The sequence below is a fragment of the Paenibacillus farraposensis genome (genome assembly GCF_020736845.1).
Classification (GTDB): domain Bacteria; phylum Bacillota; class Bacilli; order Paenibacillales; family Paenibacillaceae; genus Paenibacillus; species Paenibacillus farraposensis.
In genome coordinates, this window is record NZ_JAFFQR010000112.1 from 170,996 (window position 1) to 194,520 (window position 23,525).

21 protein-coding genes and 2 pseudogenes are annotated in these 23,525 nt (G+C 46.4%); 4 read left to right on the forward strand and 19 right to left on the reverse strand.

From position 1 onward, the window contains the following. Nucleotides 1–494: 494 nt before the first annotated feature. The 9 genes and pseudogenes from JO375_RS19270 to JO375_RS19310 form a co-directional block, all read right to left on the reverse strand. Nucleotides 495–1,127 carry a DUF2238 domain-containing protein gene (locus tag JO375_RS19270; protein ID WP_229526879.1) on the reverse strand — a complete coding sequence of 211 codons (633 nt, stop codon included), beginning with the start codon at nt 1,125–1,127 and terminating at the stop codon, nt 495–497. A 27-nt stretch (nt 1,128–1,154) separates the two neighbouring features. Beyond that, nucleotides 1,155–1,358, reverse strand: coding sequence for a YwbE family protein (locus tag JO375_RS19275; RefSeq protein ID WP_229525984.1), 204 nt, complete (start codon nt 1,356–1,358; stop codon nt 1,155–1,157). A gap of 64 nt (nt 1,359–1,422) precedes the next feature. After that, entirely contained in the window at nt 1,423–2,163 is a 741-nt protein-coding gene (locus JO375_RS19280) for a DUF1361 domain-containing protein (protein WP_229525985.1), read from the reverse strand. Nucleotides 2,164–2,450: 287 nt separating this feature from the next. After that, nucleotides 2,451–2,708, reverse strand: coding sequence for a hypothetical protein (locus tag JO375_RS19285; protein WP_229526926.1), 258 nt, complete (start codon nt 2,706–2,708; stop codon nt 2,451–2,453). Nucleotides 2,709–2,734: 26 nt separating this feature from the next. Further along, a pseudogene (locus JO375_RS19290) lies at nt 2,735–2,892 on the reverse strand (sugar phosphate isomerase/epimerase); the annotation flags it as partial. 544 nt (nt 2,893–3,436) lie between these two features. Then, entirely contained in the window at nt 3,437–4,078 is a 642-nt protein-coding gene (locus tag JO375_RS19295; protein ID WP_229525986.1) for a hypothetical protein, read from the reverse strand. Between the two features lie 685 nt (nt 4,079–4,763). After that, complete coding sequence (locus tag JO375_RS24635; RefSeq protein WP_267497813.1) at nt 4,764–4,889, reverse strand: hypothetical protein; 126 nt, start codon at nt 4,887–4,889, stop codon at nt 4,764–4,766. Between the two features lie 78 nt (nt 4,890–4,967). Beyond that, on the reverse strand, nt 4,968–7,544 hold the full coding sequence (locus JO375_RS19305; RefSeq protein WP_229525987.1) for a beta-mannosidase: 2,577 nt from the start codon (nt 7,542–7,544) through the stop codon (nt 4,968–4,970). A gap of 247 nt (nt 7,545–7,791) precedes the next feature. Continuing rightward, nucleotides 7,792–8,820 carry a LacI family DNA-binding transcriptional regulator gene (locus JO375_RS19310; RefSeq protein ID WP_229525988.1) on the reverse strand — a complete coding sequence of 343 codons (1,029 nt, stop codon included), beginning with the start codon at nt 8,818–8,820 and terminating at the stop codon, nt 7,792–7,794. 280 nt (nt 8,821–9,100) lie between these two features. Here JO375_RS19310 and JO375_RS19315 point away from each other — a divergent pair, with 280 nt between their 5' ends. Further along, complete coding sequence (locus tag JO375_RS19315) at nt 9,101–10,792, forward strand: ABC transporter substrate-binding protein (protein ID WP_229525989.1); 1,692 nt, start codon at nt 9,101–9,103, stop codon at nt 10,790–10,792. A gap of 322 nt (nt 10,793–11,114) precedes the next feature. Here JO375_RS19315 and JO375_RS19320 read toward each other — a convergent pair whose 3' ends face one another. Both JO375_RS19320 and JO375_RS25145 read right to left on the reverse strand, forming a co-directional pair. Beyond that, nucleotides 11,115–11,675 carry a GNAT family N-acetyltransferase gene (locus JO375_RS19320; RefSeq protein WP_229525990.1) on the reverse strand — a complete coding sequence of 187 codons (561 nt, stop codon included), beginning with the start codon at nt 11,673–11,675 and terminating at the stop codon, nt 11,115–11,117. Between the two features lie 78 nt (nt 11,676–11,753). Beyond that, on the reverse strand, nt 11,754–11,822 hold the full coding sequence (locus JO375_RS25145) for a hypothetical protein (RefSeq protein WP_377532182.1): 69 nt from the start codon (nt 11,820–11,822) through the stop codon (nt 11,754–11,756). A 455-nt stretch (nt 11,823–12,277) separates the two neighbouring features. On the opposite strand from JO375_RS25145, the gene nrdI reads away from it, so the two are divergent. From nrdI to nrdF, 3 genes are all read left to right on the forward strand, one after another. After that, on the forward strand, nt 12,278–12,637 hold the full coding sequence (gene nrdI / locus JO375_RS19325; protein ID WP_229525991.1) for a class Ib ribonucleoside-diphosphate reductase assembly flavoprotein NrdI: 360 nt from the start codon (nt 12,278–12,280) through the stop codon (nt 12,635–12,637). After that, nucleotides 12,624–14,708 (forward strand): class 1b ribonucleoside-diphosphate reductase subunit alpha, encoded by a 2,085-nt coding sequence (nrdE, locus tag JO375_RS19330; RefSeq protein ID WP_229525992.1) that lies wholly within the window; start codon nt 12,624–12,626, stop codon nt 14,706–14,708. The genes nrdI and nrdE overlap by 14 nt, the downstream gene beginning before the upstream one ends. A 207-nt stretch (nt 14,709–14,915) precedes the next feature. Beyond that, on the forward strand, nt 14,916–15,881 hold the full coding sequence (nrdF, locus tag JO375_RS19335) for a class 1b ribonucleoside-diphosphate reductase subunit beta (RefSeq protein ID WP_229525993.1): 966 nt from the start codon (nt 14,916–14,918) through the stop codon (nt 15,879–15,881). Nucleotides 15,882–15,978: 97 nt separating this feature from the next. Here the strand turns inward: nrdF and JO375_RS19340 are convergent, their stop codons facing one another. The 8 genes and pseudogenes from JO375_RS19340 to JO375_RS19375 all read right to left on the reverse strand — a co-directional run bounded on the left by JO375_RS19340 (nt 15,979) and on the right by JO375_RS19375 (nt 23,462). Beyond that, the gene (locus JO375_RS19340; RefSeq protein ID WP_229525994.1) at nt 15,979–16,404 is read right to left on the reverse strand and encodes a VOC family protein; all 426 of its coding nucleotides are present in this window, start codon (nt 16,402–16,404) and stop codon (nt 15,979–15,981) included. A gap of 104 nt (nt 16,405–16,508) precedes the next feature. Then, nucleotides 16,509–18,449 (reverse strand): class I SAM-dependent methyltransferase, encoded by a 1,941-nt coding sequence (locus JO375_RS19345; RefSeq protein ID WP_229525995.1) that lies wholly within the window; start codon nt 18,447–18,449, stop codon nt 16,509–16,511. 235 nt (nt 18,450–18,684) lie between these two features. Beyond that, nucleotides 18,685–19,653, reverse strand: coding sequence for a glycoside hydrolase family 43 protein (locus JO375_RS19350; protein WP_229525996.1), 969 nt, complete (start codon nt 19,651–19,653; stop codon nt 18,685–18,687). A 45-nt stretch (nt 19,654–19,698) separates the two neighbouring features. After that, the gene (locus JO375_RS19355; protein ID WP_229525997.1) at nt 19,699–19,935 is read right to left on the reverse strand and encodes a hypothetical protein; all 237 of its coding nucleotides are present in this window, start codon (nt 19,933–19,935) and stop codon (nt 19,699–19,701) included. A gap of 25 nt (nt 19,936–19,960) precedes the next feature. Then, nucleotides 19,961–20,182, reverse strand: a pseudogene (locus JO375_RS19360) (arabinan endo-1,5-alpha-L-arabinosidase); the annotation flags it as partial. Between the two features lie 83 nt (nt 20,183–20,265). After that, nucleotides 20,266–21,108 carry a carbohydrate ABC transporter permease gene (locus JO375_RS19365; protein ID WP_229525998.1) on the reverse strand — a complete coding sequence of 281 codons (843 nt, stop codon included), beginning with the start codon at nt 21,106–21,108 and terminating at the stop codon, nt 20,266–20,268. Between the two features lie 28 nt (nt 21,109–21,136). Further along, nucleotides 21,137–22,027: a carbohydrate ABC transporter permease gene (locus JO375_RS19370; protein WP_229525999.1), complete on the reverse strand. Its 891-nt coding sequence runs from the start codon at nt 22,025–22,027 to the stop codon at nt 21,137–21,139. A gap of 91 nt (nt 22,028–22,118) precedes the next feature. Continuing rightward, a complete protein-coding gene (locus tag JO375_RS19375; protein ID WP_229526000.1) occupies nt 22,119–23,462 on the reverse strand; it encodes an ABC transporter substrate-binding protein in 1,344 nt (447 codons plus the stop codon). Between the last annotated feature and the right edge of the window lie 63 nt (nt 23,463–23,525).

A 23,525-nucleotide genomic window follows, 5' to 3' on the forward strand; every position in this document is an offset into this window, starting at 1 on the left:
ACTATAATGAAAATACAAGACAAAGTCCATGCCTTATTATTACCCAGAACCATCGGAGATAAGGAATATTTACAAAATCTGTACGGCTGTGGCTGATCCCAGCCATTCGCAGGTCAGCTTTTACAAAAACCGGCAAGCGCGCAAACAAAATCATGGCACCATGAAAGCCGGAGCCTCCAAGCGGACTCCCCTGAAATGGCAAGCGGTACAGCCGTGGTCGGTGCCAATGAAGGCGGGGTCAAAGATAATCTAATTCACAGGACAACGGGTCAATTGTGCCCTGCTGGAGACGCTGCCGCTTCGCAGAAGCTGTACAGATTTTGTACGAGGATGCCCCGCTGCGCCGCTCCATGATCATACGGGCAGAGCCTACAGTCTGGAGCAGACATGGGATCGTATTTTTGAGCGGCTGCTGGACGGCTATATGGATACAGCTACCCTCAGCTCAACATCCGCCCCATGACACGGATGTAACCCTTAAAAGCTGCGGTTTACTAATGCTTAAGCTGCTTAAGCAGCTTGTTATGTACCCCGCTCAACCATATCACGGCTGTCAGGGCACCGAGCAACGCGAGCAGCATATCCCATTGGGTATCCCACACATCACCCTGTGTCCCCAAAAAAGCTTCTGCTGCCGTTCCCGTTGCCTTGGCTACCGCGAACTCAATCAGTTCGTATGCAGCACTGATCGCAAGACACACACTAACCGTGAGGAACGTAAGCCAGCCGCCGCTTCCCAAGGTCGTTTTACGCAGCAGCACTTCCCTGACAATGAGCGCAGGCACAAAGCCTTGGGCAAAATGCCCGAGCCGATCATAATAATTGCGCTCCAGTTCGAATGTATCACGAATCCAGTTGAACAGCGGCATTTCAGCATAAGTATAGTGTCCGCCGATAATCAAAATCAGTGCATGCAGCCAGATCAGGGTGTACACCAGGTTGGTAAACCGGAACCGCCGGTAAATAGCGACCAGCAGCCCGGCTCCCAATACAGCCGGGAGAACCTCCAGTATCCAGGTAAAATAATCCGCCGGACGAATCCAGGACCAAATGAGTGCAAGCACCAGCAATACAAGTAAAACAAGCGGATAGCGATCATTTTTGCAGCTTATCTTTGCCTGACTGATACGTCATCCCTCCTTACAGCCGAAGGTCTACCCTTCTTCCGTTACGATATGTTTGACTCGACCAACCTGTCCGTCTGTCAAACGCACTTTGATCCCGTGCGGATGGCGCGGAGAATTGGTCAAAATATCCTTGACTATTCCTCGCGTCAGCTTGCCGGTAGGCTGATCCTTTTTAAGTACAATGTCGACTTGAAGACCAGCGCGGATTTCAGATCGATTTTGTCCGTTCATGGGAGCTGTTCCTCCTTTGCTTTACATTTTAAAATATCCATAGCAACAGCTAGCCGTATTAACATTACCGGCTGCGCCAGTCGTTCCGGCAGATGTTGCCCATCCAGATGATGCTCATCGCGGACATATAGCTGACCAGCAATATGACGAAAATCAGTCCGCTAAACTCTACAAAGTGAGCCCGCTGCAAGGAGTCCACCCAGATGGAAGACACCTGTGCATACAATTGAGAAGGCGCGGACACAATATCCCATGTATTTCCTCGAAAAAAGCGGCCGATGTATATACCCAGACTGCTCAACAAAAGAACCACCACTACAAACAGCCAGCTAACAAGCCCGCCGCGTGCGCGCTGTACTAGCTGCCGTATGGACTCGAGCGATACAAAGCCCATCGTCAACCCAAGGAAAGCGACCAGCAGCATCCCTAATACATGTTCCCAGAAATAGGGATTTCCCCAGAAGTGTGGCTCCTCAAGGTATGGATATTGGGCGAATACATGCAGCAAATCTGTAATTAAATAGGGGGTGTTGGGATAAAACAAGAGCCAAGCCACCCCCGTCACCCAAAGCAACAGCGTCCTCGTTCCTCTTCTCCAGGAACAAAGAATGACATCCAGCAGCAGGGTCAGAATCATGGGAATCCAGGCCAGCATCATATTCCACCATATAAAAAAGTAAGGGTGCCCTCCTGAGGGCAACCGCACGTTAATGATCCATAAAGTGCTGATCACTGAGCATACGGCCAATACGATAAAAACATACCCTTTTGCAGGATAATTTAACGATCTTAAACGGGCGTACATGTATGTAATTTCCTCCTTTGCAACCGTCCAGCTTTCCTGACGTTCCAATTACACCTGTTCTGGACAGTGTACACTACAATGACTTCAAGCTCAATGGAATCGCTCTACCTCCGTATATATGAAAACACAAATATACTTCAGGCTTCAAGCTCAGGCAAAAGCGACATCCAGCATCGTGTCATTTCATTCACCAGCCTGTACTCTCCGCAGTAAAACTCCCCTCACGTCCAAAAACAAACTGATCTGCGTCATGCAATCTGCCGGACCCTCTGAGCGAAAACAAGCCTCTATACACCCTTCTCACGCCCCACATCGGCCCGTAGATCGTGCCGCTGTTCATGGGTTAACGGCCGTTTGTAATGCGAGAGCAGATACCAAGGACTGACCTCCTCCTGCGAGGCGGGTGGCAAATCCGAAGCCGCTACAGGGCCATAGTAGCCTTTGGCCTGATGACCTGCCAGTGTCCAGCCCGTTTCGTGGGCTGTCAGTTCCTGCATCGGTACAAACCCGGGCGAGAAATAGGAGGCAGCCTGTACTGCCAGCAACCGTGTATCTCCATGCTGCAGTGACAGGAACGATGAGGTCTCAGTATGCCGATCTCACCCCGTTCAATCATCGGCTCAATCGTCATCAGCATTTCCCGGGTAATGTTATAATTCAGCTCCACCCGGCTAAGCCGAGCTCGCGAATTTCCTTAATAAGCTCTCGACCGACGATATACTTTTTCATATACAAAATACCTTTGCAGCCACGGATAAACGAGCAGAATCGAAACCGTGGAGAAAATGACACTCGCCGCCTTCAATCCTTCAGACGTAATTCTTACTCCCCTGGCTCCCTCAGTTTGGCCAGCTCGGATTGCATGTTATTTTAAACCGACAGTGCAACTGTAGCTGCAAGCAGCAGACGCAGTTTCTTCAATGTTCCTCCGGCCTTACTTCCTCTCATTCCTGAACACCCCTTTGTCTGCTTTTTCCCGTTCATCGCCACTTCATTTATAAAAAGGATTTGGCGACATATTATGCATTGGCATGAGTCCGACCCCGTTGATCCGGGATGTGCCTTAGTATGCATGACCGCAGGAAAACTGACAATAAACTAGTTTTCCGTTTATCGGGTTTTATATATATGCCAGCCAAGTAATATGATAACGCTGTAGTGTGTGATGGTGGGAGTCCGGGAGATCGAGAAGAGTAAGTACGGACGATTATAGAAAAAAAGCTGCTAAGGAAAAATCCGCTTAGCAGCTTTTTAGAATTAATGACTCTTTGTTTTAAGTAAAGTAAGCGCTACCTGAATATCTTCCGTTTCCGGAAATATTCAGAATTAGTTTTCCATTCAGATGTTGAGGATTAACTTCCCAAATGCCAAAACTAGTCTTTATAGAAGATGTAGCACGGATTCCCCTGGGGTCGTCTGGACTTTGGTTAACACCTACGACTTCACTGTCTAAGTTCCATAAGCTCCAGGATGGAACATAGAAGCCAGTGGAAGGAACTGAGTTATACCAAGTAATTGAACTTCCGTTAGATCGATATTCTTGATCCATAGTATATGTCCATAAAAGCAGATTGTCTCCTGTTACAGCGCTATATGCTTTGAGGGATACTGTGGCCCAGCTAGTAGAAACAGCAGTAGCAAAAGAAGCCTTGGAAGATAATTGATCAATGTTAGCACTTAATTGTATGTAGCTTCCATCTTCAAAAGTGTGTGTGGCAGTGGGATGGGTTTCATCAATTGTTAATCCGTCTGCTAAAGCTTCTTTTAACTTAGCAGGGTCATTTGCATCAACACTTTGTGATCGTTGTTGAAGATCAGCGTTAGTCGGGTTTTCGATGTCGGATGCAAAGGTGGGGGTTGAAAATGAGAGAAGCAGAATCATAGAACAGAGAGAAGAGAGAAATTTTTTCACCATTTTTTCCTTCAATTTAGTATAATTTGTTACATAGCCATTATAAATGAATAACTTGGAAGTTGAAAGCCTTTTCTATGTGTTTATTTACAAAAAGCGAGGTAATTTCATTTTATGGGTAATAAAGTTAGAAAAAAAGATTATATCATTTTCTTTTTAGTTGTGTCGCTAGGATTAGTTCTGAATATCATCGACTCATCAGAAGCTATGTATATGGCCATAATTAAGATATTGCTAATTGCTCTTCTTGCTAGTTTTGTACTCGGATCAATTACTAATTTACTCTTCAAGAAAAAGAGTGGCTCCAAATGATCTACTCCTCAACTCCAGAGTGATCCATCAAACATCCAAAATTTTTTTGAGAGACGAGTCATGTGCTGGAAGCTTCAGGCCGATCCGGTCTGAAGCTTTCTTTGTTTCGTCTACCAGGTCCACTTTGAAGTTTGAGCCTTGAGAGGACCCGGGAGATACCTATAATAATTTTGTGATCTGAGATATTCGGCCTTGGGGCACGACAAGCCATTCAGCATATTCGCTCTGCTTGGCTTTTGGATGTTCACGCATGAGTTCCTGCGGATTTTAAGCATTTGTAATGTAGCCGATGGACTTTGTGTTTTTTCCGTAGGTTCAAGATATGGACATAAATATGGCATTTGAACCCCTGTGCCGCAATAAACTAAATTCCGGCTCATAAACCGGCTTGCTCTACCCGCCCAAAGGTGATTGAATTGGCATAACCAATCTGTGTCGCAATATGCTGACCGTCTCCGTGGTATTGCACAGCATTTGCTGGGCGTGATTCATACGAAGCCATGTCAAAAAATCAACAAACTTCATGTCGAATTCAGTTTTAAACAGATGACTGACATATTTGAATGATACATCAAAACGTTCACTCTAGTGATTTAGGGATAAATCCGCCTTGTATCCAATCTGCCAGTGATCGCACTGTCAGTGTACCTGGTGAAACAGTTTCAAACGTTGAGGTGTCGTTGTTCAGGGCCATAAATTCCACGATTTTCGGAATACCTGGTGCCAGGTCCAGATGGTTATCGCTGAAAATGCCCTCCCGCTCAGCCGACAGCCACACATGTCTGGCAAGCACATCCGAGTAAAGCATAAAGCTGCTGCCCCTGCTTTCCTGCACCTCCGTTACTTTAATATTCGCTGGCGGTAAATCCAACTCTTTTGTATCTGCAAAATAAACCTCACAGGAGGCCACCTGCTCGCCATGTTGTGTCAGATGTGCAACCAGCATATGCTCCGCACGGCCTAGGCCAGACAACCATTGCTCGGTTGGCAGTATATGTACGATTCCTGCGCCGCCTGCTTGCTGCTCTACCTGAATCTCCTCTTCACGGATCAATTGACGATCGCGAATATGCAAAAGCAGCAGCCGCAGCGTACCTGCAACCGGCTTCAGCGTATCATTGACGAGATGCAGCTCCTTATCCCCCTGCTCTGTATCTGTCACGCTTAACAGCACGTCGGCAAAGCTGCGCTTCGCCGCATATTGAAGAGCCTTCCAACGGCCAAAATAGTCCATACTCGACCAGGATGCGACAGGCCAGCAATCATTCATTTGCCAATATAATGTCCCCATACAATAAGGCTTGTGACGACGATGCGACTCTATGGCCATTTTCATCGCTTCTGCCTGTAAAATTTGGCTCATAGAAAGAAAACATATAAAATCCTTGGGTTCGCGCATATACCGTTTCATATATTCTGTAATCAAGCGGTTACCTGCCCCGTTCTTCTGATGAGCCAGCATAACCGGAGATTCCAGTCCCAAATCCTTCTCCTCTGCATAAGCACGCACAGACTTGTATTCAGGAAAAGACTGAAAACCGTATTCACTCATAAAACGTCCCACACGTATATGATAATTCTCAAACGGCTCCGATGCGTGCCACACCCCCCAGTAGTGAACATCTCCTGCCTTTGAGGACGGATGTGCATGCTGGTTTCGATCCCCGGTCAGGCCGATGAGCGGGGAGGAGGGCCAATAAGCCGTTTCCGGGGTCCAGGTTCGCACCGCCTCCGGTAAGATCTGGTGAAACAGCGTTTCATAATCAGCCCACAAGCGTTCCCGCTGCTCAGACGTGTAATCTTTTTTCCAGCCCCAGCCTCCGTTCTCCTCATAATGCGCCCATGCCGAATCAATCTCATTATTGCCACACCATAACGCAATGCAGGGATGATTCCGCAGCCGTTTGATGTTGTCTTCTGCCTCCTGTGCCACATTCTCAAAAAAAGCCTCATCCCCCGGATACATGCTGCATGCGAACATAAAATCTTGCCACACCAGCAAGCCGTTTTCATCACATAGCTCGTAAAATACATCTTGCTCATAAATACCGCCGCCCCAAACCCGCAGCATATTCATATGAGAAGCGGCCGCGCTGGCAATTTCATGCCGATATCGTTCCTTCGTAACCTCGGTGGCAAAGCTGTCATTCGGAATATGGTTAGCTCCCTTTACAAACACCGGAACTCCGTTCAGCTCAAAGTAAAAGCTCTCTCCCTCCGCATCCCGTTCACGTACAAGCCGGATCGAACGCAAGCCTGTTTTCACCTTTTTGTCTGCAATGACAGCGCCTTGCCCCCGCTCTATAAGTTCGGCTGTAAATGTATATAGATGCGGCTCTCCCAGCCCTCTGCACCACCACAGCTTCGGCCTACTCATATCCAGTTCCAGCTCCACTGTTTGCTTTCCCTTCAGCAGTTCGACAAATTTGGACCACACCTTGCTTTCCGTGGATATGCGCAGCTCGGACTCGGCCTCCTCACCCGCATTTTCGATTTCTATTATCGCCGTAAGTCTGGCCTCTTCAGGATGGACTTCATCCTGTCGAATAAACAAATCTCTCATGACCATACCAGACCAGGCCTCGATCCGCCCCTCTCTCCAAATGCCGCTCGTCACCAATCTCGGTCCCCAATCCCAGCCATAATGATAGGGGGCCTTGCGAGCGAAAACGCTTACCTTTTTATCGGCCAAGCCACCAGCTTCGGACTGATCATTTGGTGCGGGAAGCGCATAGCCCAACCCCTCCAGCTTGGGAACATCCTCCGCAACCGGGGAGCGGAAATAAATTTCCAGCCGATTTTCTCCTATTTGAACAAATGGCTTCACATCCCGTCTCCATTGCCGAAACATATTATTGGCCGACAACACATGCTGCCCATTCACTTTTACGTCCGCATAGGTGTCCAGCCCCTCCAGCACCAATTCGAGACATTGGTATTGCAGCTGTTTGGCATAGATTTCAAAGCGGGCTTCATATATCCAATCCTGCTTATCTATCCACTGTACCTCCGCCTCGTTCATACCGGCAAACGGATCAGGAATCTGGCCAAGCCGTAATAGATCGGTATGTACACAACCCGGCACTTTCGCATTAAACCACTCATTACTTTGCGCTTCCCTAAATCTCCAGCAATCCAGCCCTATCACATTGAACATTGTCACAAGCCTCCCTAGTAAAGGATGATTGGGAACATCTGGGTTTCTCTTTGAACATAACAAAAATAACATTAAGCTAACAAAATAATCAAATCGTTTTTTTCTCAGTGCGATTTTCCCACAGGCAAAAAAAGTCGCTTATGCCCCCTAAACAGGCTAAAAGCGACCTCTTCATCTCTAACACATATTCGGCGTAGTTTCCATGATAGCCGGATATTAGCTATATCGGATTGGATGCTCATGCCTATCATTCTCCCAATATGATCCGCGGAGCGTAGCCTTCCCGTATAACCAGCTCGGCGTGCAGCAGCTTTTTTTCGACAGGCGAATCCGGGTTGGTTATACGCCATAACAATTGATCAACCGCACGCATTCCCAGCAGTTCCTTATCCACTCGAACCGTGGCATAAATCGGCATTTGTTCGTTCGTATCGTCAAAACCGGTCACCCCGCAGCGCCTGGGCACGTCTATTCCCTTCCGTTTCAGCATATCCACCGTTTGGGCAGCCGTCACATCATTCGCGCATACAAACACCTCTGGCAGCTCATCCTCAGTCAGCCTGTCCAGTTTCTCAGCCAAAGCTTGTACTCCCCCGTGAAGAAGAGTCTTGTTCTGCTGTAATTCCACCCCGCTCATTTCCAGTGTTGAGCGAAAAGCTTCCCACCGTTCATAGAAGCTGTAAGCGTCATCAATGCAACCAACAAATTGAAAGCGTGTATAACCTCTGCACAACAAGTCCTTCGTTAATTCACTCATGCATGTGCGGTTGTCTATTAATACCGTATCGCTTAAAAACGCAGAATCCCAATGATCGACCATGACGACTGGAATATCCATCCGATAAATATTCAGCAGCAGCGACGTGGTAATCGACCCGACTGTGATAATCCCCTTGATCGCTTCCGGATTCAACAACGAAAACATATCTTCAGTCGAGGGCTCCGTTAACGTGATCATATCCATACCCTTGCGTTTCAGACGTTCAGAGATCCCCTCAAACACAGGCCCCCAGTATTTGGATTCTCTATTCTGGTGTCGTATATTAGGAAATAATACCAGTACATTGCCCGACCATGTTCTGGCATCCATGTCCCGGGGCTCTAGCCCAGCCACTTTTGCATGATTGCGAAAATAGCCCATCTGGGCAGCCAACTTGACCAGCACCGTCCTCGTCTCCTCGCTTACACCGGGCTTGCCGGACAATGCACGCGAAACGGCGAACTTTGAAACCCCCGCCGCGTCCGCAATTTCCTGCAATGTTACTTTTCCACGCATCTTCTCACCCAACCCTATTTGGAATCTTGTTCTACCTCAATCTTATAAATACAGGAGTGATACCCATAAACTGGTACCATCGTAGCATACTTTGTTTTAAATCATCAAACGATAGATTTGCACAAATCCGCATCATCACCAAAATATGTTTGTATAATAAAAAACAAACCACATAACAGTCCTAGTATAATTCACTTGACATAACTTCATTTATTTCCTATAATTTACTATTGTAAGCACTCGCATTGTGTGAATCATACATATTGAGGGGGATTTGTAAATGTTTAAAAACAGGTCGGTACACCGAAGTTCCATCCTGCTTCTGGCCTTGTTTCTGCTCGTAACAACGGGTTGTGCGAGCGGAACAGGCAGTACGGCAGTCAAAGATGACCCTGATGACACCAGCCCCATTACCTTAACTTTCTTTGGCGGTGACCCTAATTCCAACTGGAACAACATGAAAGACGCTGTTGGACAGGAAATCATCAAAAAAACAGGCGTTACACTAAATGCCGAACATGCTGTCAACGGTCGTGGCGAGGAAAAATTTGCATTAATGGTCGCCAGCGGAGAATATCCTGACCTCGTGTATCCCAAAGGAGAGGTTGGAAAAATGGTCGATGCCGGAGCACTCATTGACTTAACCGACCTGATTGACAAATACGGGCCTAATATTAAAAAGGTGTACGGAGACTATTTTAACCGTATCAAATATAGCAGTGAAGATCCTGGCATATATACGATCCCGACCAATCTGGGCGTGGATCACCTCGCATTTGATGCCCAAGCCGGCTTTGAAATCCAGCATCAGGCACTTAAAAAGCTCGGTTACCCCAAAATTCGCACTGTCCAGGATTTTGAAAAAGCACTCAAGGATTATGTCGTCAAATATCCGACCACCAACGGCCAGCCGACCATTCCCCTCTCACTTGATGCCGAAGATTGGAAAATTCAGATTACCGTGACGAATCCTGCTGTGACCGCCACAGGCGGACCGGACGACGGCGAGTATTATATTGATCCCAAAACACACCAAGCCATCCTTCACTACAAACGTCCAGAAGAACGGGAATATTTCCGTTGGCTCAATCATATGAACAACGAAGGACTGCTGGACAAGGATACTTTCGTACAAAAAAGTGATCAGTACAAAGCCAAGATCGCCTCAGGGCGGGTCATTGGACTTATTGATCAGGAATGGAACTATCAGGATGCCGAAAACGCACTCAAGGCAGCGGGTAATGATGAATTTACCTACGCCCATTTTCCGGTCACTTTAAATGAAAAATATAAAGATCATTCCCTCCAGCCGATCGGCTTCGATTCTGCATACGGAATCGGCATTACAACTTCGTGCAAAAATCCGGTACGGGCCATCAAATTTCTGGATTTCCTGGCCTCCGATGAAGGACAAATTTTGCGCAACTGGGGAATTGAAGGCCAGCATTATAATATAGAAAACGGCAAACGGGTTGTTCCGGCTGCTGTACAGCAGCGTAAAAACACTGATAATGCTTCTTTTAGCAGAGAGTCAGGTATCGGTTTGTACTGGATTTGGGGACCTCATTACGGAGATGGTATCAAGGACCCTTCAGGCAATTATTATACGACCAATTTTCCTGAGATGATTGCTGAAAATTACAGTCAAGCCGAAAAAGAATCCCTTCAGGCTTATAAAGCCCGGACGTGGAAGGACTTATTCCCGAACGAAAAGGATTTTCCGGTAAAGGAGTGGGGTGCTGCCTACAATATGCCTATTCCGACCAATACCAACTACAATGTCATTTTTCAGAAGTCACAGGACATTGTACGCAAGCGTATTCCTGAGGCTATACTCGCCAAACCGGATCAGTTCGATACCGTCTACGACCGCATGCTTCAGGAGCTAAACCAGGCGGGTGTACCGAAGGCTGAAAAAGTCTATACGAGCCTGATCCAAAATCGCCTGAAGCAATGGTACGGTAAGAAATAACACTCCTATAAGCTGAACTAAAGTTATCTATTGTGCCACTACGCAGTCGGATGGTGCTTCCCATCGCCACCGCTCCCGGATTTCTGGAATAAAGCCTCTGATAAGGGTAGAAATCCGGGGAAGTGATGCTTCCGAAGCGAGCTTTCCTACGGAAAGCTTTGAAAGCGACCGCTTCGCTTGTACAACACCATTCCGACTACTTCATTTTTATGTTTTTTTCAAGCCCAGCTTATAGTTCGAGTTTCTACTATTATATGAAAGACTACAAGGCGGACAGTCCGATGCTGTCCGCCCGGTTTAAAATATTAATGTGCCTTCACGCTCAAGATTCCGCCGCTTGCTCTGCGGCCTCGTATTCACTGCGCAAAATTCCCAGCTGGATGATGTCATAGTATTGGTCTTCTCTGAACAGCCTTTCCCGCAGCCGCCCTTCCTCCTTGAAGCCGCAAGCCAGGTAGCATCGATAGGCACGTTCATTGAACGCATATACCTCCAGCTCCAGCCGATGCAGATTCAGAGAATGAAATACAAATTTTTGCAGCAGCCGAATCGCTTCTCGTCCGTAGCCCTTACCCAGGTCACTTTCACGCCCGATCACAATACCAAGTGCAGCATGGCGATTCACCCCATTTATTTTGAATAAATCCAGTTGCCCGATATAATCCAGCGTGTCTTTATGCGCAATGATAAAGCCCTTGATCTCGGAGCTGCCGTCGATCATCATCTGTACAAACGATTCTGTATTGGATTGTGAATGCGGATAGATAAAAACATCGCTTAAACCATGTGTAATTTCCGGGTCATTAACCCATTTTCGTATCTTAGGTATATCCTCCAAACGGTATTCTCTCAATACAATTCGTTCCCCAATGATATGCGGCATTGTCATCTTCCTCCCGGTTATGTATGTTTGTCAGAAATTCCACTTCCTCATCAACACACGATTACGCTTCCATAACTCTCACAAACTCCTATAATGAAGCTCCCCGCGATCCCCAACCACAGTCATACCGAAGTCCGTATCCCTCACCTCCAGCTCCTTGTGTTCACCCCCGTCAAATTCAAAAGTGATATAATATCTACTTCATCCTTACTCTAGTAAAATGAAGATTTTCCATACTATTGCCCATTGACAAATGGTACATCTTTGGTGTCAAAAACTCCATTACTTTTTTAACAAACTTACGAAAAAAAAGTTCTTTCGCTCTTTCCCGCACCCTGCTTGGACTTACGCCCAATCTCGTCCCTCTCCCCCCCTTTGGACTGATTGACAAAACTATATATAGATATAAAATAGAAAATGTGCTCTAAATATAGTGTGAAAAACGTATTCTCACCCGATATCTTGAAGATACAGGTATAAGAGTACATGTAAATATTGAGTTCATAATTATAAATGGCACAGCCATCAAGGGACTACACACCACGATGAGCTTGGGGAATGCTGTTTTCTTTTTTTGCTAATTGTTAAGGAGGATGCCTACAATGCTGATTGCTTATGATTCCAAGACCGGCAATGTAAAAAGATTTATCGGAAAGCTCAAACTTCCGGCGGTTCAGATCCAGGAGCAAATGACTATAGATGAACCTTACGTACTCATTACATATACAACAGGGTTTGGTCAGATACCTGAGAGGGTATCTTCCTTTTTGCAAAAAAACGCGAAAAACCTTGTCGGTGTAGCTGCAAGCGGCAACCGGAACTGGGGCGATTTCTTTGCAAAAAGCGCAGATTTGATCGCTGATCACTATAATGTCCCCATTATTAGTAAATTTGAATTATCTGGAACGTTCGGAGATGTAGAGCGTTTCAAACAGGAGGTGAGCCGGGTTGCGGCATATTGAATTAAACAACATGTTGATGAAACGCGATACAGACGGCTTTTTCCAGTTGGAAAAGGATCAAGAGGCTGTACAGGAATTTATGAAGGAAGTTCAGGAACGAAGCTTGAAGTTTGCTGATACAGAGGCTCAAGTGCTGTATATGATTGAAAATGATTATTACGAGAATTTCTATAACAGCTACACAGCGGATGAAATTAAAGATATTTTCCATATTACCCATAGCTATCAGTTTAAATTTCCTTCCTATATGGCAGCATCCAAGTTCTATACCGATTATGCATTGAAAACCAATGACCGCAAGGTCTATCTGGAGCACTATCCTGATCGGGTAGCGGCTGTCGCCCTGCATTTGGGACGGGGAAACGTCGATACGGCTCGTTTGCTGGCCCGCTCAATGATGGAGCAGCGCCTCCAGCCAGCCACACCAACCTTCCTGAATGCAGGCAAAAGCCGCCGTGGAGAGCTGGTATCCTGCTTCCTGCTCGAAATGGACGACTCGCTCAATTCCATCAACTACGTGCTGAACACATGCATGCAGTTGTCAAAAATCGGTGGCGGTGTCGCAGTCAACCTGTCGAAGCTGCGGTCGCGCGGCGAAGCGATCAAAGGCGTAGAAGGTGCAGCCAAAGGCATTATGCCTGTGCTGAAGCTGATGGAAGACGGCTTCTCCTACGCGGATCAAATGGGACAGCGTAAGGGCTCTGGCGCGGCGTACTACAACATTTTCGGTTGGGATGTACTGGAGTTCCTGGATAGTAAAAAAATCAATGCGGACGAAAGAGTGCGTCTCAAAACCCTCTCCATCGGATTGCTTGTGCCGAATCGCTTTTACAAGCTGGCTCAGGATAATGAACCCTTGCATGTATTTGCTCCATACAGTGTGTACAAGGCTTATGGAACGCATCTGGACGACATGGATCTGGACGAAATGTACGATACGTTGCTCGCCGATGATCGGGTAAAGAAAAAAATAGCGATGAGCGCACGTGACATGCTGACGAAAATTGCCATGATCCAGTTGGAATCCGGATATCCATACATTATGAACAAAAGTAACGCCAATCAGGCACATGCCCTTAAAAACGTGGGTCAAATCAAGATGTCGAATCTGTGCACGGAAATATTCCAGTTGCAGGAAACCTCTGAAATTGCAAATTATGGCCAGCAAGATACCATCCGTCGCGATGTCAGCTGCAATCTGGCTTCTCTTAACATTGTCAATGTCATGGAGCATGGCAAAATCCGCGAATCCGTTCATGAGGGCATGATTGCACTCACCTCGGTTAGCGATATGACGCAAGTTGCTAATGCACCAGGGGTTGCCAAAGCGAATCGTGAAATGCATTCCGTGGGTCTGGGCGTCATGAATTTGCACGGTTACCTTGCCAAAAATAAAATCGCGTATGAAAGCAATGAAGCGAAGGATTTTGTCCGCACCTTCTTTATGACCATGAACTACCATTCCATAGAGAAAAGTATGGAAATCGCCAAAGCGACCGGACAAAGCTTTTACGGGTTCGAGGAATCGGATTATGGGACAGGCGTGTATTTTGAACGTTACCTGAATACAGATTACCGTCCGACTACCGCACGTGTACAAGCGCTGTTCAGCGGTATTTATGTTCCGACTCCGGCCGATTGGGACAAGCTGAAAGCCGATGTCATGAAAAATGGTCTGTACCACGCCTATCGTATGGCGATTGCGCCGACGGCCAGCATTTCGTATATTCAAAATGCGACCTCCAGCGTGATGCCGATTGTTGAACAGATTGAAACACGTACTTATGCCAATTCAACGACATACTATCCAATGCCTTATTTGCAAAGGGATAATGTGTTCTTTTATAAATCTGCATACCAAATGGATCAGTTCAAAGTCATCGACCTGATTGCCGAAATCCAGCCTCACGTGGACCAGGGAATTTCGACCGTGCTGCATGTGAACAGTGACGTGACAACACGCCAGCTAGCCCGCTCCTACCTGTATGCTGCACATAAAGGACTAAAATCGTTGTACTACACACGTACCAAAAAGCTGTCTGTGGAGGAGTGCCTTACCTGCTCAATCTAAAGCAGGATATATATGATAGAGATTAAAAATCTATGATATAAAAATGCTTTTCATTTCGAAGCTGTATCCAGCGTGAGGTTCAGCCCATTTCGGGATAGATCACAGTCATGCGGATGCAGCTTCCGTATGTCAAGCATACGATGATTCGCCTGCATCATTTCATTGTGATTCCGGGAATCTCGCAAGCTGAAGGGAGAATGCTAAACTATGACAGGTATACAAGCTGTAAACTGGAATCGCTCGGACGATGATTTCACACTCATGTTCTGGAATCAGAACATCATGCAATTTTGGACGGACGACGAAATTCCGCTGTCTGACGATAAAATGACCTGGGTGACCCTCAGTGATACTGAAAAAGAAGCCTACATGAAGGTGCTGGGCGGCTTGACACTGCTGGATACCATTCAAGGCGGGGTAGGTATGCCGCAAATTATGGAGCATGTGGATGGGCTTCAGCGTAAAGCCGTACTCAGCTTCATGGCGATGATGGAGCAAATTCATGCCAAGTCGTACAGCAGCATTTTTACCACACTGGCTTCTACAGAAGAAATTGACGGCGTGTTTCGCTGGGTAGAAGAAAATTCGTATCTGCAGACCAAAGCGGAAACCATTCGGCAATATTATATGAACATCCACACTCCAAAAGACCTGTATCTCGCGATGGCGGCCTCGGTACTGCTGGAAAGCTATTTATTTTATAGCGGCTTCTTCTATCCTCTCTACCTGGCAGGCCAGGGCAAGCTGACATGCAGCGGAGAAATTATAGACCTGATCTTGCGGGATGAAAGCATTCACGGTGTATATGTTGGTGTGCTGGCACAGGAGATTTATGCAGAACTGGACGAGGAAGAGCAACGCGATCTCTACCAGACGCTGGTAGGCTTGCTGCGCTATCTGCACAACAACGAAGAACAATACACGGAGCAAATTTACGCTCCTATCGGATTAGTTGATGATGTGAAAGTCTTTTTACGCTATAATGCCAACAAAGCCATGATGAACCTGGGCTTCGATCCGCTGTTTGAAGACGAAGAGGTGAACCCGATCGTATTCAACGGCATCAGCACTCACACCAAGCAGCATGACTTTTTTTCCAAAAAAGGAAACGGGTATGTACGTGCAATGAATGTAGAGCCGCTGACAGATGATGATTTTAATTTTGACGAATAAAAAACGGCTCAACATTCCTTCGTGAACATGGAAAAATAGCATACACGCAAAAAACGGCCAGATCGCCAAGATAGCTTGATCTGACCGTTTTCCATTTTTAAGGTCGAGCTTCCGTGAAAATTTGGAATGTGATCCCAAACTTGTCCGTTACATTCCCGTAGGCCGGACTAAAGTGGGTTTCTTGCAAGGGCATGCCTACCTGTCCCCCTTGCTGTAGAGCATCAAACATTTTTTGGGCTTGCTCCACACTGTCGGTTGTAATGCAGATGCTCACCTGGTTTCCGCTGCTAAACGGCGACCCGGGAAAGGTATCGGAAAACATAAGCTCGGTCTCACCGACTTTAAGGGTAGCATGTCCGATACGTCCTTTGACCTCTTCCGGAATCGGAAAATCCGGGTTTTCCGGCATTTCGCCAAAGGTTTGAACAAAAAGCTGTTGCGCATCCAATGCTTTTTCATAAAATTCGATCGCTTCTTTTGCATTTCCATCCATGGTGATGTAAGGAATTAAACGTTTTGACATCTTCAACACAGCTCCTTTATTGTCATTCACTAGGCACTCCACCTGTATTATATGCAAAACTTGTTAAGAAAAACAGAGCTGTCCGGTTAACGCTAATTCCAGTCCTATTGCGGCTTCTCAATCACGATCAGACAGGTACTGTCTGGCAAAGGAACCGGTTGCCCCTGTTCATCCGTCAACTCAATACGCCCGGACAACGCATCGGTATACCCCTCTTGTAAATAGTGGCGGCTCACCCGTATCATCGCCTGTGGTCCAAGTGTGCTGCGAATGCATTCCTCATACTGAGAGGGAGTAAAATAACCTCGCAGCAGCCATTCCATCCCATCCTGCTCCAGAACCCGGATACGTCTGCGCTGTTCTGCCGGTTCGGTCATGATGCCATCACGAATAATGATCCGCCCGCCGGGTGCCAGCACACGATAGGCGCTCTGCAAAGCAGTCGCCACCGTTTGCGGATTGAACCGGGTTCCATCTCGTTCGATGTAAGAATACAGCTCGTGGAGTATGGAAGAAAAAATGACGGTGTCCATGCTTTCCGCCTCCACAAATTCCTCTAATCGAAGCGCGTCCCCTTTGATCACATCCCAGCGGTGCCCCTCCGAATGCTTTTTCCGTTTTAGTGCCTCAATTACATTCACAGAGATATCAAGACCCAGCGGCTTGGCATCCGGCCTTTCCTGTTCGATCAGATCCAGCAGCACGCCCCCGCCAGGTCCAATATCCAGTATGCGGGTTCCGATGATGTAATCCAGAATGACTCTTTTGTAATCTGTGGTCCGGTTCATCTCTGTAAGATACGTCTCCTCATTGTGAAAACGATCATAAACATCACGCCGTAATCCGAACAGATCGAACAGCAGCAGCACCGCTTTGTCATACAGAGGCGTTTTTTCGGCTTCAATACAAAAGTCAATCAGCTTCTCGGCCGCAGATGAAAAGGCAAAATTGAAAAAAACGGTGCTAGGCAGCTCCTCCTTATGCTCTACAATCACACTCAAATGCGGGTTATGTTCGCGCTTTCCTTTTAAAACATCCTGCCAGGCCAGCGCACCTAAATATTGTTCAATCATTCGTTTTTTGTATACATTAATCTTCTTGACACCACGATAGTCATAATACATCGTGTTCATGAGAGATTCAAAGCTGATATGACGGACCGCAGCTGGCTGCTCCTGCCCTGTACTATCTCTCAATGTGAGCAAAAATACCTTAACCATCTCTTGAAGCGAAAAATCCTGCAAAGCCGACTCAACATACCAAAGCGTGCGATTCTCCAGCGGAGCAAGCGCCTTTTCTACATTCAGCTCACGCTCCAGCTCTGCGTATCCCTGTTCAAACGGCTCCCCTTCACGAATAGAAACGGATCGCAGTCGCTTGAGCCGCTCTTTTACGCCCCACACCACAGGCACGTTATCCCATGCAATCCAGCCGATCAACTGCTCTACCTCACCACGAACCTGCTCCCATAGATCAGGGTCCACCCCGGCGATAATACATTCGTTCAGAGCACGTAAAACAAGCTCCAGTTCCTCGGAGCTTAGCCAGCCCTTGCGGGTAATTTCCAGCAAAGCCCGATTTTCCGAAAAAGGAATTTCGCCCCGTATATACTGCCCGATTAGTCCATGCGTCTCAATCAAAATCCGGATCATGCTGTTGCGCGGGTACGCTGGGAACTCTGCTTGAGCCTGTCTGACATATAGCTGGGAGGAGCCAATATTATGCACAAATAAATTAATCCCCTCCTGCTGCCAGCGCAGCCGTTCACGGCCTGTGCCCCCTTTGGACGTCTCAGACCATACCAGCACATTCTCCAGCAGCTCCTTAATCCAGAAAGACAATGGGAGTCCGTCCAATATAAGCAACGTACGCTCCACATAATCCAGTACAGGATTGGAATCCTTTAGCTCTCCTATGGAACGGAAGCGTTCCAGATTGACAATACGCTCTTCAGCCGAAACGAGGATCTTCAGCCAAGTCGGAGCATCCCAGACCAGATCATTTTCTTTCCGATAGTTAGCAATGGCTTTTAACGATTGCAGCATTTTTCTCACCTCGTGTGATTCGGATTCGGTATGCACATGAGACTTTGGAAAAAAACGTTAGGATTTGTCTTGTTTAAGCTACACTTTACCATACTTTTGCTGCTTCTATCCCGTGGAAAATATTAAACATTTTTATCAATCCAGCTTTTTTCATACTTCTCCTAAAAGAAAAAAAAGACATCCTCCAGCTTTAAGCTCAGAGCATGTCCTATTATCCTTGTTATGCGCAGTAAAATTATACGTCTGTTATACCATCTGGCACTGGAATACCAAAATCAGGTGTTCCATCCTTATTCCAGTTCAACGGCTGAACGCGTGTATGGCGATTCGGATCATACAGCGGGTCGCCTGTAATTTCCTTATAATTGCGGGCGTGATATATGAGAACATCACTACCGTCGGACGCTACTGTAAAGCTGTTGTGACCTGGCCCGAATTGGCCTGTTTCCTCATTGGTACAGAATACCGGCACAGGCGACTTCGTCCACGATTTCGGATCGAGTAAATCCGCATTCTCATCCGCCGTCAGCAGACCCATACAATAATTGTGGTCAGTGGCGCTGGCCGAATAGCTGATAAAGATACGTCCGTTCCGTTTCAGAACCGCCGCTCCCTCATTCACCTTAAAGCCGATGACCTCCCAGTCATATTCCGGGGTAGAGATCATCACTTGCTCGCCGCGAAGCGTCCACGGGTTACTCATTTCAGAGATATACAGATTGGAATTTCCGACAATGTCCGGGTCCTTCTGAGCCCATACATAGTACAGCACCCCATGATGCTGGAAAGTTGTCGCATCAAGTGCGAACGATTCCCAACGGGTTTTGATCTGTCCCTTCTCCACCCATGCTCCTTCCAGCGGGTTGGCAGAATCATTTTCCAGTACAAACATCCGGTGATCGAACAGACCTTCCTTCGTTTCGGTTGTACGAGCTGCTGCAAAATAAATGTACCATTTTCCGTTAATATAATGAATTTCCGGTGCCCAAATGTTTGCGCTTAATGGACCTGTTTCATATTTGTGCCACACGGCTACAGGTTTTGCTGTTCTCAAGTCTTGAATGGTTCGTGCCCGCCGCACCTCAATGCGGTCATACTCCGGCACAGATCCGGTAAAATAATAGTATCCGTCACTATGCTTGTAAATCCAAGGGTCTGCCCGCTGCTCAATGACCGGATTCATAAAAGATACTGGTTGATTCATGGTTCTTCTCTCCTCTATGTGTAATATGTGATTTGCAAGCTGAACTTAAGATTCACATGAAGCACCACCACGCAGACGGATGGTGCTTACCATCGCTGTTGCCCCCGAATTTCCTGAATGTACTATTAAGGGAGAAAATTCCGAGGCAAAGGCGACCGCTCCGCTTGTCCAGCACCATTCCGCCTGCTCCGTTTTCCATATGTATTTTCTAAAGTTCAGCTCTATTTTGGGGTTTGTTATTGCTGATACGCCGCCCCAAATTGAAATTCCCTTATGATTCATGCCTGTAAAAACGAGCGTCTGGCGACACGATCTTGTTGCCAATCTCGTATTGAGGCAAATAACCGGTGTCTGCCATATCATGTCCATTCACATCCATGTAAGGTCCCATAATCGAAACCGAGCGGGCAACAAGCACATTGTAATCCTCAAACAGAGAATCATAAGAGACGAACAAATAATATTTACGGAAGACCGGATTGTACACAATGTAAGGCCCTTCCACAGCACCGTCCTCCGTTGCCCTGTCCATAACTGTTCTTCTCCCCCTTCCTCTATGGATTCCATCTTGTGATCGACTGGTTTCGTTCCTCGGTGTCTTCCATGTATCCACTACCCTTTGACACCAGAGATCGCAACCGATTCAATAATTTGTTTCTGGAAGATAAGGAATATCATCAATACGGGTAACAACGCAATAATGGAAGCTGCCATAATGAGCGGATAGTCCGTCTGAATGGCGTAAGTCGCATTAAAATTCGCTATAACCAGCTGCAATGTCTGCTTTTCCGGTGAGTTCAGGTAAATAATCGGCGCCAAGTAATCATTCCAGATGCCCATGAACCACAAAATAAGCTGGGCCGCAACTGCCGGCTTAATGAGCGGGAACGTAATGGACGAGTAGAGCCGGAAATAAGAGCTTCCGTCAATTTTGGCTGCTTCGATAATGGCATTCGGTACACTAAGCAAATACTGCCGCAGGAAAAAGATCATAACTACATTCCCGAACAAACCGGGAACAATCAGAGGCAACAGTGTATCTACCCAACCGAGCTTGGAAAACATCATAAACTGTGGAATCATCACGGTTGGATAGGGAATCATCATGGAGGCGATAAGTGCAAGAAACAGTTTGTTTCTATGTGGAAATCTCAGCTTTGCAAAGGCAAAGGCAGCCACACTGGAGGTAAAGGTGCCGACAATCGTAACACTTACAGCGACGATTACGCTGTTCTTGATCCCACTTAACAAAGGTCCTGCTTCCCAAATTTCCTTGTACTTATCAAACTGGAATACCTCTGGTATCCATACCGGCGGAAGAGCAAAAACATCCTGTTTTTCCTTCACCGAAGTAGACAGCATCCACAGCAGCGGCACAATCATCGCAATCGCTCCAATCGCCAGCACAATAAAAATGATCGTATTGGTAAGTTTCGTTCTTTGACTATGGGACATAAATCAGACTCACTCCTTTCCGCGAAAATCAATCTCCATCAAAAGAAGATTTTTCATTCATTTTGAATTGAATCAAAGTTACGATAAAAATGAAGATGCCGAGAATCATAGCCATCGCGGAAGCATATCCCATTTGCAGGTTTTTAAATGCCTTATCCCAAATGTAGAAAACGATGGAGGCGGATGAATATTCCGGACCACCTGTAGGCGTCATAATGTTCATTTCAGTAAAGATTTGCGAGCCGCCAATGATATTGGTTACGACCAGGAAAAAGGTTACCGGTTTTACCATTGGCCAGGTAATGTCGCGGAACATTTGGAATCCGCTCGCTCCATCCAGCTCTGCTGCTTCATAATAAGAGCGGGATACGCTTTGCAGGGCTGCCAAATACAGGAGCATTGTGTAGCCAAGACCTTTCCACACCGTCATCAGGATCAAGGCAGGCTTAACTGTATCCTTATCCATCAGCCAGTTGGGACCTTTAATACCGAATAAATCGAGGAATTGGTTCACCAGACCGTAGTCTCCGTTATATGCCCAGTTCCACATAATAGAAACGGCCGCCAAAGAAGAAATAACCGGGATATAGTAGATTACACGAAAGGTTGTCGTACCTGGAATGCCGCGGTTCAGCCCCAATGCCAGCAGCAAAGCTAACACAAGGCCAATCGGAATACCGAGCATTAGAAAAAGCGTATTATACATCGATTTATAAAACAGTTCATCGGTAAATAAATCTCTGAAATTATCGAAGCCAACGAAGTTCATTTGTCCTAATCCGTCCCAGTCTGTAAAAGAGCCGTAAAACGAATAGACAAACGGGAACAACGTAAAGATTAGCAAACCGAGAATAGGAGGAAGGATAAATAAATATCCATATATCTTCTCTTTGCGATAGAGATTAGATTTGGTTATCACAGGGCTCACCTCTGTTTCTGATTTGGAATAAAGATGATGCCAGCAGCATGATATCAGCCGCTAACACCATCCTTTATCCGTTATCTACATTTTATTTCTGTGATTTTTTCTCTTGCTCCACCGCTTTATCCAGCAGTTTCTGCATCTTTGGCTGTTCCTGCTTCACATAATCGACTGCTGTAATTTTACCGTCCAGCACAGGCTGAATGTCTGTGAAGAAAATATCGTACCATTCCGCGTTATACGTATAGTTACCTGGCAATGCACGCCCATAATCTTTTACAATATCAATAAATTCCTGTTTATTGTTAGGTTTGGTTTTGGTATCCTTCACCCACTCGTCTGCCATATCCAGCAGATTCGGAATTTGCACCTTTGCGTTAACGAGCTGCTTCATACCTTCTTTGGAAGTCGTCAAATAGTTAACCAATTCGGCTGCTTCATCCGGATATCTGGTTTTAGAAGAAACACCGATCCCCAAAGAGCCAATCCATGTTGCTGGTTTGCCAGTCGAGCCAACCGGGTAAGGCATTAAATCATATTCAAAAGGCAGCTTTTCAAATGTACTCATATCCCAAGGACCGACAGGGAAAAATGCCATTTCGCCCTTCATCCAGCGCTGATATGTGTCCAGCGTTTGTGATTGCTCGATACCAGGCGTAATTTTATATTTGTTTTGCATATCGGCAAAAAACTGAAGCGCTTCCGCAAATTTCGGATCATCAATCGTTACCTTCGTTTTGCTCGCGTCTAGCCAGTCCGCTCCATTGCTCCATACAAAAGCCTGCAATGCCCACTGAACGTTAAACCCTGTACCGTACTGATCCGGTTTTCCATCACCATTGGTGTCTTGGGTCAACTGCTGGCTGACCTTGATAAACTCATCCCATGTATATGGTTTATCCTTGTCAGGTACGGGAAGGCCTGCTTTTTCGAACATGGTTTTGTTGTAGCCAAGTGCGAATGGCCCCACGTCCTTCGGCATACCGTAGATATTGCCTTGACCAGCCATTTTACCGTCATAGCGGTATAAATCCACACCATATTTCCAAATGTTATCCAGATTTATATCCTTGCTCTTCTCAATGTAAGGTGTCAGATCCTTCAGCACGCCGCTATTGACATATGCTTTCAAATCTCCAGGGGCAAAATAGAAGACATCCGGAAGACTATTACCTGTAATGGCAGCTCTAAGCTTTGTCGCATACTGATCTGCTGACGTCACGACCATTTTAACCTTCACGCCAGGATGCTCCTCTTCAAATTTCTTGATCACATCCCTGTAAGCCTTCTGCTCATCCGTTCCACCACGGAACATGAACGTCAATTCCTTGCTGCCATCACTGCTGGAGCTGCCTCCCCCACAGCCAGCCAGTGCAGCAACCATCAACAACAGAACAACCATTGCTAGCGCAAAACCTTTTTTCTTTCTCAACTCGACCCCTCCTAAAAATTAAATGAAACCGCATACAATAAGCGCTAAAATAATCTTACACAA

Bases quoted from the DNA above. Each gene is read 5' to 3' on its own strand.
- JO375_RS19275 (WP_229525984.1), bottom strand. From the start codon at position 1,358: ATGAACGGACAAAATCGATCTGAAATCCGCGCTGGTCTTCAAGTCGAC.
- JO375_RS19280 (WP_229525985.1), bottom strand. From the start codon at position 2,163: ATGTACGCCCGTTTAAGATCGTTAAATTATCCTGCAAAAGGGTATGTT.
- JO375_RS19295 (WP_229525986.1), bottom strand. From the start codon at position 4,078: ATGGTGAAAAAATTTCTCTCTTCTCTCTGTTCTATGATTCTGCTTCTC.
- JO375_RS24635 (WP_267497813.1), bottom strand. From the start codon at position 4,889: ATGGCTTCGTATGAATCACGCCCAGCAAATGCTGTGCAATACCACGGA.
- JO375_RS19305 (WP_229525987.1), bottom strand. From the start codon at position 7,544: ATGTTCAATGTGATAGGGCTGGATTGCTGGAGATTTAGGGAAGCGCAA.
- JO375_RS19310 (WP_229525988.1), bottom strand. From the start codon at position 8,820: ATGCGTGGAAAAGTAACATTGCAGGAAATTGCGGACGCGGCGGGGGTT.
- JO375_RS19315 (WP_229525989.1), top strand. From the start codon at position 9,101: ATGTTTAAAAACAGGTCGGTACACCGAAGTTCCATCCTGCTTCTGGCC.
- JO375_RS19320 (WP_229525990.1), bottom strand. From the start codon at position 11,675: ATGCCGCATATCATTGGGGAACGAATTGTATTGAGAGAATACCGTTTG.
- nrdI (WP_229525991.1), top strand. From the start codon at position 12,278: ATGCTGATTGCTTATGATTCCAAGACCGGCAATGTAAAAAGATTTATC.
- nrdF (WP_229525993.1), top strand. From the start codon at position 14,916: ATGACAGGTATACAAGCTGTAAACTGGAATCGCTCGGACGATGATTTC.
- JO375_RS19340 (WP_229525994.1), bottom strand. From the start codon at position 16,404: ATGTCAAAACGTTTAATTCCTTACATCACCATGGATGGAAATGCAAAA.
- JO375_RS19345 (WP_229525995.1), bottom strand. From the start codon at position 18,449: ATGCTGCAATCGTTAAAAGCCATTGCTAACTATCGGAAAGAAAATGAT.
- JO375_RS19350 (WP_229525996.1), bottom strand. From the start codon at position 19,653: ATGAATCAACCAGTATCTTTTATGAATCCGGTCATTGAGCAGCGGGCA.
- JO375_RS19355 (WP_229525997.1), bottom strand. From the start codon at position 19,935: ATGAATCATAAGGGAATTTCAATTTGGGGCGGCGTATCAGCAATAACA.
- JO375_RS19365 (WP_229525998.1), bottom strand. From the start codon at position 21,108: ATGTCCCATAGTCAAAGAACGAAACTTACCAATACGATCATTTTTATT.